This window comes from Novacetimonas maltaceti, assembly GCF_002906255.1.
Classification (GTDB): Bacteria; Pseudomonadota; Alphaproteobacteria; order Acetobacterales; family Acetobacteraceae; genus Novacetimonas; species Novacetimonas maltaceti.
The window spans coordinates 80,891-88,992 of the sequence record NZ_POTC01000012.1 but is presented as its reverse complement, the minus strand read 5'-3'; the positions used below and the strand labels follow the sequence as shown (position 1 = coordinate 88,992).

Annotated in this window: 8 protein-coding genes and 1 pseudogene; 6 read left to right on the top strand and 3 right to left on the bottom strand. The window is 59.0% G+C overall.

Going from position 1 to position 8,102, the window contains the following annotated elements:
• Window positions 1-124 precede the first annotated feature (124 nt).
• The 5 genes and pseudogenes from KMAL_RS06655 to KMAL_RS06635 form a co-directional block, all read left to right on the top strand.
• Window positions 125-1,357 (top strand): annotated as a pseudogene (locus KMAL_RS06655) (tannase/feruloyl esterase family alpha/beta hydrolase); the annotation flags it as partial.
• A 55-nt stretch (window positions 1,358-1,412) separates the two neighbouring features.
• Window positions 1,413-1,832 carry a hypothetical protein gene (locus KMAL_RS16895; protein ID WP_180999756.1) on the top strand — a complete coding sequence of 140 codons (420 nt, stop codon included), beginning with the start codon at window positions 1,413-1,415 and terminating at the stop codon, window positions 1,830-1,832.
• Window positions 1,833-2,413: 581 nt separating this feature from the next.
• On the top strand, window positions 2,414-3,439 hold the full coding sequence (locus tag KMAL_RS06645) for a Dyp-type peroxidase (RefSeq protein WP_110094954.1): 1,026 nt from the start codon (window positions 2,414-2,416) through the stop codon (window positions 3,437-3,439).
• Window position 3,440: 1 nt separating this feature from the next.
• On the top strand, window positions 3,441-4,274 hold the full coding sequence (locus KMAL_RS06640; RefSeq protein ID WP_110094953.1) for a family 1 encapsulin nanocompartment shell protein: 834 nt from the start codon (window positions 3,441-3,443) through the stop codon (window positions 4,272-4,274).
• Window positions 4,275-4,361: 87 nt separating this feature from the next.
• Window positions 4,362-4,691 carry a hypothetical protein gene (locus KMAL_RS06635; RefSeq protein WP_110094952.1) on the top strand — a complete coding sequence of 110 codons (330 nt, stop codon included), beginning with the start codon at window positions 4,362-4,364 and terminating at the stop codon, window positions 4,689-4,691.
• A 183-nt stretch (window positions 4,692-4,874) separates the two neighbouring features.
• Here the strand turns inward: KMAL_RS06635 and KMAL_RS16890 are convergent, their stop codons facing one another.
• Window positions 4,875-5,072 carry a hypothetical protein gene (locus KMAL_RS16890; RefSeq protein WP_146044168.1) on the bottom strand — a complete coding sequence of 66 codons (198 nt, stop codon included), beginning with the start codon at window positions 5,070-5,072 and terminating at the stop codon, window positions 4,875-4,877.
• Window positions 5,073-5,413: 341 nt separating this feature from the next.
• Here KMAL_RS16890 and KMAL_RS06625 point away from each other — a divergent pair, with 341 nt between their 5' ends.
• Entirely contained in the window at window positions 5,414-5,791 is a 378-nt protein-coding gene (locus KMAL_RS06625; protein WP_110094950.1) for a PRC-barrel domain-containing protein, read from the top strand.
• A gap of 77 nt (window positions 5,792-5,868) precedes the next feature.
• Here the strand turns inward: KMAL_RS06625 and KMAL_RS06620 are convergent, their stop codons facing one another.
• Window positions 5,869-6,834, bottom strand: coding sequence for an alpha/beta hydrolase (locus KMAL_RS06620; protein WP_110094949.1), 966 nt, complete (start codon window positions 6,832-6,834; stop codon window positions 5,869-5,871).
• Between the two features lie 227 nt (window positions 6,835-7,061).
• On the bottom strand, window positions 7,062-7,958 hold the full coding sequence (locus KMAL_RS06615) for a fructose bisphosphate aldolase (RefSeq protein ID WP_110094948.1): 897 nt from the start codon (window positions 7,956-7,958) through the stop codon (window positions 7,062-7,064).
• Window positions 7,959-8,102: the final 144 nt, after the last annotated feature.

Sequence of the window (8,102 nt, the reverse complement as noted above, 5' to 3'; positions counted from 1 at the left end):
ACCGGGAAAGCCGCTCTTCAACATCAAAAAAACCAGGCTGCTTCATATCGCCATTCCCTCAATCAACGCAGAAGAAATAGAATCATACAGAAGACCTCAAAACCAGGGGGTTTTTAGAACCCTCCAGCTGCTGGGGGTCGGGAATTTCGGCTGGGGGGGATCGCTCATGTATTACGGCATGGCGACGGGCGTGGGCGAAGGCTATGCCGTGGCCAGCACCGATACCGGGCATGACAGTTCCACGCCCGATGGGCAGGGCGGACGCTTCACCCTTGGCCATCCGGAAAAACTCATCGACTATGCCTATCGGGCCGATCACCTGATGACCGTCACCGCCAAGGCGCTGGTCAAGGCCTTCTATGGCCGCGCTGCCTCCCACGCCTACTGGATCGGATGTTCGCTCGGCGGGCTGGAAGGGCTGATCGAGGCCAGGCGCTACCCCGACGATTATGATGGGATCGTGGCGGGGGCGCCACCGAACCCGATCGTGGATTTCAATGCGGAACAGCTCTGGGCGGGCTGGATGAGTTCCCATGATCCTGCCCTTCGCGTCCCACGTGACAGGTTCCGGCTGCTGAATGCCGCGGTGATGGAGGCGTGCGCCTCCCCCGTCGGGAAAAAGCAGGGCTTTCTTGACGAACCGGACAGATGCACATTCACGCCGCAGCAGCTTCTGTGCAAAAAGGGACAGACGACGGGATGCCTGAACGCGAACGAGGTGCAGGCCGCGCAGAAGATCTATCAGGGGCCTGTTGACCCGCAGACGCACCAGGTCATCTTTCCCGGTCCCGCCAAGGGCAGCGAGGATGGCTTTTCTGCCGATGGCAGGCCCTTTCCCGTGGCGCTTGACCTGTTCAGGTACGCAGCCTTCCAGAACCCGGACTGGGACTGGACAACCCTGAAATGGGATACCGACGTGCAGGCGGCGACCCGCAGCCTTGGTCCGCTGCTGCATGTGGATGACAACCTGACGCCATTCTTCCGCCATGGTGGCAGGCTGCTGATGTATATCGGCTGGAATGACGGACATAACCCCGAACAGCTGGCTGGTTATTACCAGTCACTCCTGCACAATGCGGGACCTGTGGGCGCGGACGCCGTGCGGCTGATCACGATTCCGGGCATGGGGCACTGCCACGGGGGCGCGGGATGCGATACGTTCAGCAAGCTCGGGGCGATCGACAACTGGGTCAGCCACGGGCAGCCGCCAGAGCAGATCATCGCCGCGCGTGTTGAAAACGGGCAGGTCGTGCGCACCCGGCCCCTTTGCGCATGGCCAAAGGTTGCCCGCCATGACGGGCATGGGGACATGGACGCGGCCAGCAGCTTTGCCTGCGTTTCACCCGATACGCATTAACGGCGGCAGTACACAAAAAAGGCCCGGCACGAAGCCGGGCCTTTCGATCCCAGGGATGGAATCAGTTGGAACCGGAGTTACCGTTCTGGTTCCAGCCGCCACCCTGACGATCACCGCCGCGACCACCACCGTGTTCGCCCCAGCCACCGTTCTGGCCACCGCCGTTCTGGTTGTCGCCACCGCGACCGCCGCGGTTGCCCCAGCCACCGTTCTGGCCGCCGCCATTCTGGTTGTCGCCACCGCGACCGCCGCGATCGCCCCAGCCACCGTTCTGGCCGCCGCCATTCTGGTTGTCGCCGCCACGACCGCCATGTTCGCCCCAGCCACCGTTCTGGCCACCGCCGTTCTGGTTGTCACCGCCACGGCCGCCGCGGTCACCGCCGCCCTGCTCTTCACCGCCATGATGACCATGATGCCGGCCACCTTCGGCATGTGCAGCCATCGGCAGGGAAGCACCAAGAGCCAGTGCGAATAAAATTGCGCGCTTCATAATGTCTCCTAACAATCTGACCCTCAAGACATCGGTCCGCATGGTTCCAAATGTAAGCCCTCAAAGTGTTACAAATAGAATCAGGGAATTCAGACCGGTCAGTTCCACAGATCAACCTGCGAATGCATGAGATGACGCGCAACACATGCATTTCCCATGATTCTGCCATGCAGATATACTAATTCGTTTTTTGAATTACGATGATGTTTTAAACTGATATATCTTTCCGCTGTCCTGTATCTGCCGATATCCCGATATTGGATGGACCAGGCAGAAAGGAATGAAGCGATGCAAACATTACTGTCACATATATTTCAAATTCCTGTTCCAGACTGAATTTATACACAGTATTGAATCCATGCCCCGGACACCATTACGGGAATGAAAAGTCATCGCATTAAAAACCCCTTCCTGTTTCATCATAAATGCCGCTTATGATTGTGAACAACTTGTGATATTCCCATCCGCCCCATCGCATTCCCCATCTTGTCATCATCGGGCACCTGCCTATGCTGGGGTTCTGTTCATGGTTATGCGAACACGACCGGCATGGGAGTTTCAGACAGTTGGCGACACCTCAACCCATCGACACCAGACTGACACAGGCGGCTGTCTTCCTCGTTCTCGGCCTGAATGGCGACACATCTGCCAGCGCCCAGGTACGGGATCTGCTCGGTGATGTTTCCTCCCTCGTGCGCGGCGTAGGATTCAGGGTTCCCGATGGCAGGCTGAGTTGCATCACGGGCATCGGTTCAGACGCCTGGGACCGTCTCTTTGGCCACCCCCGCCCGAAGGAGTTGCACCCGTTCCAGGAAATCCACGGCGTGCATCACGCGCCTTCCACGACCGGGGACCTGCTGTTCCATATCCGCGCGACACGGATGGACCTGTGTTTTGAACTCGCCACCGCCATCGTCACGCGACTGGAGGGCGCAGCCAGCGTGGTGGACGAGGTACACGGGTTCAAGTATTTTGACGAACGCGACCTGCTCGGCTTTGTCGACGGGACGGAAAACCCCACGGGGCAGGCAGCCCTTGCCTCTACCCTCATCGGGGAGGAAGATCCCGAATTCGCCGGGGGCAGCTATGTCATCGTGCAGAAATACCTGCATGACCTGAAGAAATGGGACGCCATCCCCACCGAAGTCCAGGAACATATCATTGGCCGCAGGAAAGTCTCGGACATTGAACTGCCGGATGCCGCCAAGCCCAGCTATGCCCACAATGTCCTGACCAATATCGAGGAAAACGGACAGCAGCTTCAGATCGTGCGCGACAACATGCCTTTCGGTGAAGTGGGCAAAGGGGAATTTGGCACATATTTCATCGGGTATGCCTGCTCCCCCGCACGGACAGAGCAGATGCTGCGGAACATGTTCATCGGAAAACCACCGGGCAATTACGACCGCCTCCTTGACGTCAGCACGGCGGTGACCGGGACACTGTTCTTCATCCCGACGGCCGACTTCCTCGATAACGCGCCGGACATGCAGGCAGGCGGTCCTGCCGTCATATCGCCGGCCGATGCGCCGGCACCGGGCGGCGCACATTCCGGCTCCCTTGGTATCGGGTCACTGAAAAAGGAATCCTGACATGAATAATCTGCACAGACATCTTGCCCCCATTTCCAGCGCCGCATGGGCACAGATCGAGGAAGAGGCCGCCCGCACCATCCGGCGTCACCTGGCGGGGCGGCGCGTGGTCGACACGTCGGAACCGAAGGGTGAAGCCTTTGCCGGTGTCGGCACGGGACGCGCCCGGCAGATCACACCGGCCGGCGACGGCATCATCGCCACGCAGCGCGAGGTGCTGCCCCTGGTGGAACTGCGCGTTCCCTTTACCCTGTCGCGCGCAGAGATCGACGCGGTGGAGCGCGGTGCCCTCGATTCCGACTGGCAACCGGTCAAGGAGGCCGCGCGCAAGATCGCGTTTGCCGAAGACCGCGCCATCTTTGACGGCTATGCGGCGGCGGCGATGCAGGGCATGCGCAATGGCACGTCCAATGCCCGCCTGAAACTGCCTGCATCGGCCCGGGACTATCCCCGTGTGATTACAGAAGCCCTCGGCACGTTGCGCCTTGCCGGGGTCAATGGCCCCTATTCGATCGTGCTCGGGACGAAGGCCTATCAGGCCATCAGCAGCGGTGACGAAGACGGCTATCCCGTGCGCAAGCACATCGAAAGCCTGATTGACGGGGAACTGGTCTGGGCCCCCGCCATAGACGGCGCCTTTGTCGTCTCCACGCGCGGCGGTGACCTTGCGCTTGATATCGGGCAGGATTTTTCCATCGGTTATCTGGCGCATACGGCCCAGACGGTCGAACTCTACCTGCAGGAAAGCTTTGTGTTCCGCGTCCTTACCAGCGAGGCAACCGTTGCCCTTGATCCCGCTTCCAATGAAACAGGCATGGCAAAAGATCCTGCCTGATTTCCGGTCCGGCATGGTATCAAGCCGTTCAGGTATGGTTCTGTACAACTGGCAGGCATGCCGGAACCAAGGATAAGGACGTCAGACATGGACAATCCGCTTCAGGATACCCCGCAGAAGGAAGCACGCATCCTCGCCAAGGCGAAGGAACTGTGGACGGCGGACGGAAAACCCGGTTGTGGGCCGGAAGCCTACAAGGAGGCGGCATCGGAACTGATCGGGATGGAAAGCAATCCCGATGCGGGGCAGATCCCCGTGGACTCTCCCGTCCCGCTCGATGCCAACGGCCAGCCCATCGAGCAGGCATGGCTGGAGGAAAACCTCGGGAACCCGGGTGGCAGCATGAACGAGCTTGATGACAAGCAGGAAGTGCCTTTTGCCACGCGCAAGGAAGAGAAAGAAGCGCTGGACGACTGATGGCGCGCCGGGATGGAATTCCCGGCCTGTCCACGCCTTTCCCTGACATGGATGCCGCAATCCTGCAACGGCAGCGTGCGGCATCCATTTTCCAAAAAAACATCCGGGTATGTCGCCAGTAATTGGCGCCGTGATTTGTGGGCGCCATGCCCATGGGTCATGCCGGGCAGGCAGGGCGATGTTTCACGCCCCCCCAAGACCTGCTGCTGTTTCCAGCCCTTTTTTCAAAGGGCCGGTTTTTCGATGAAACCGTAGGGACAATGCACCGTTGATCTCCCCACAGCGCGCAGTCCTGAGATCGCTTCCTGCGGAAATTCCTTTATCCGGCAGGAAAAACAAGGATCTCCTGTAGCCGCTGCGATATGAAAAGGTGGAGATCATGAGATATCATATCTTCCAGCATGCCCCCGTCGACGAATGCCCCCCTGTCCCGGCAGGCCATCGCAGGCACAGGGGCGCCGGCATACTCCCGACAACTGTGTAAATCGCCGCAAGGTTCGGCCCACAACGGGTATGGAAACCACCAGCAGGCGGAATGGACAGGTGCCATGGCGCTGCCTGCGCCCATGCACGGCATCCTTCCCCTATGGGCCAGAATACGGCCATCAGCGACAGCCTGCCTGTCCGGCCGGGGCGGGTCTTTCACTTCGGCAATGGACAGGGACACAGTTGTCCATGGTGAAAACGAAACATCCATCATAATGATGAACAGGAGACGTTTCATGTCCACGACAATGACAAATGGCAACACCACCAGGCATGACCTTATCGCGTCCGACAAGGTTGAAGGGACAAATGTCTACTCCCCAACCGGGGAGAAGCTCGGTACTGTCAAGTATTTCATGGTGGACAAGGTCTCTGGCGACGTTGCCTACGTCGTCATGAGCTTTGGCGGGTTCCTTGGAATGGGGAACAGCTACCATCCCCTGCCGTGGAAATCCCTGAAATATGATACGGACCGTGGTGGCTATATCGTTTCCCTGACACGCGAACAGATGGAAGCGGCGCCGGCCTATGACGAGACAATGCCCCCGGACTGGAGCAACGACATGTATGGCACACAGGTCGATACCTATTACGGCGGGTTGCCGAACCGGTAATCGCTGAAAACGGGACCACAGGTGATGGACGGTTGGTCATCACCTGCGGTTTTCCTGAGACCGTGATTTCGTAAAACCTATTCCTGCGGCAGGGAAAATTCCCGTTTCAGTGCGGAAAAATACGACTCCCTGAAGATCCTGCTCAACGGAGCCTCGGGGATGAATACATCAAATACATGATAGGCCCCCGGGATAACGCAGACTTCCGTTGGAATCCCTGCGGCCATCAGGCGTTTTGCGTAATCAAGATCCTCGTCAAGGAACAGGTCGAGCGAGCCGACGCCAATATAGGCCGGTGGCAGGCCAGACAGGTCCGTTGCACGAAATGCCGCGGCATATTCCGATACGCCTTCACTCCCCGGCGCCTGCCCCAGATAGGCGTTCCAGGCATAATGGTTGGCAGAGCGCGTCCAGATATATTCCCCCAGTTCCGGCGACGGCATGACGGTGGTTCCCGTACGATCGTCAAGCATGGGATAGATCAGCAACTGGAAACAGACCGGCACCTCGGCCCGATCCCGCGCCATCAGGGCAAGGCATGCCGTCAGTCCCCCGCCCGCGCTATCCCCACCAATGGCGATGCGTGCCGGGTCAATCGAAAGTCCTGCGGCATTCGCATGCACCCATTTCAGGGCGGCATGGCAGTCCTCTATCGCGGCAGGATAAGGTGCTTCCGGCGCAAGGCGGTAATCGACGGAGACAATGACGATACCAAGTTCGTTGACAAGATCGCGGCATCGCGCATCGTCCACTTCGGGCGTACCACTGACAATGCCGCCACTGTGGATGTACACCAGTGCGGGCGCATTCCCGTGGCCCGTTCGCGGGGAATAGATCACCACAGGCACATCAGGGGCCCCGGATGGTCCGGGGACGGTCCGGTTCCTGACCTCCACATTCACATATGGCGCCACCTTCACCCCGCGGATCGCGGTAATGAATGCCTCGCGCGTCTGCGCAAGGGTCTGGTCGGACAATCCGTCAAAGGACGGCAGGACCTTCAGGGCGGCACGGAATTCGGGGGCGACAGTATTATGGGGCATCAGGATTTTCCTCCGTTATCTGCCACCACGATAGGACCCACCAGCCCCTGCCACCTCATCACAAGCCATGCATTAAACAAAAGTTGTTTGTCCATGCCTGGTTATTCCGAAAATGGAACAGAAAATCCGGACATGAAAAAAGCGGCTCCCGCACTCCGGAAGCCGCTGGAAAAATTACTGGGAAGTGCTGCCTTTTTTCGAAAAAGGCAGCAGATACCCGACCGGGTTCAGGACTTCTGCGTGGATGCCTTGTAGATCTGGTCAATGGCCGTGGCCAGCGCCGCATCAAACTGTTCATCCGTCATGGTGCAGCGCAACTCCTCCAGCAACGCGCGGGAGAAACTTGCGATCATGCCATGGTTCTGCGCAAGGCGTTCACACGCCTCATCACGCGAATACCCACCCGAAAGCGCCACCACACGCTGGACGCGGGGATGCTTGACCAGATCAAGGTACAGGTCCGGCTTTTCAGGAATGGAGACCTTGATCATGACCTGATAGTCACCGGGCAGGGCATCAAGACCACGATGCAGTTCATCATGCAGCAGCGTTTCCGCCCCAGCCTTGTCCGGGCTCTTGATCAGCACTTCAGGCTCAAGGATGGGCACAAGTCCGCGCTCCGCAATCTGTTGTGCCAGCGCGAACTGCTGCTTGACGATCGCCGCAACCCCGTTGCGTTCGGCCAGATGAATGACGGAGCGCGCTTTTGTCCCGTAGATCCCCTTCTTGATGGCCTGGTCAAGCAGCGCCTCAAGGTCGGGAATGGGCTTCATCAACTGCACGCCGCCCGCTTCGGCCTCCAGCCCCTTGTCCACCTTCAGGAACGGCACCACGCCGCGATCCTGCCACAGGAAGGTCGGGACGGGCGTGTCCTTGACCAGGCCGTTCATCGTCTGCTCGAACAGGATGGCGGCGAGGATCTTCTTCCCCGTAAAGGATGGTGCGGTGACGACCCTCACCCGCATTTCATGCATCAGCGCAAACATCTGCGCATCGGTGCTGTAGGCGCTGTCGGGGATGCCATAATGGCGCAGCGCGCCGGGCGTGGAGCCCCCACTCTGGTCCAGGGCCGCGATAAAACCCGCATTTTCAGACATGTTCTTACGCATCTGGGCGATCGACATAGCTATCTGTACCTCCTGTTCCCAATATTCTATATCATCAGGGCGATATTTTGAACGTCATATATAAGTGTCCGTGCCTGTGCGTATCCACTTTTCCCTGTGGCTGTACTGGTCACGGCCGCAAAAGAACCGGGCACATACGCC

Coding starts and splice junctions, on each gene's coding strand:
- KMAL_RS16895 (WP_180999756.1), top strand. CDS start 1,413: ATGGAATCAGTTGGAACCGGAGTTACCGTTCTGGTTCCAGCCGCCACC.
- KMAL_RS06640 (WP_110094953.1), top strand. CDS start 3,441: ATGAATAATCTGCACAGACATCTTGCCCCCATTTCCAGCGCCGCATGG.
- KMAL_RS06635 (WP_110094952.1), top strand. CDS start 4,362: ATGGACAATCCGCTTCAGGATACCCCGCAGAAGGAAGCACGCATCCTC.
- KMAL_RS16890 (WP_146044168.1), bottom strand. CDS start 5,072: ATGATCTCCACCTTTTCATATCGCAGCGGCTACAGGAGATCCTTGTTT.
- KMAL_RS06625 (WP_110094950.1), top strand. CDS start 5,414: ATGTCCACGACAATGACAAATGGCAACACCACCAGGCATGACCTTATC.
- KMAL_RS06620 (WP_110094949.1), bottom strand. CDS start 6,834: ATGCCCCATAATACTGTCGCCCCCGAATTCCGTGCCGCCCTGAAGGTC.
- KMAL_RS06615 (WP_110094948.1), bottom strand. CDS start 7,958: ATGTCGATCGCCCAGATGCGTAAGAACATGTCTGAAAATGCGGGTTTT.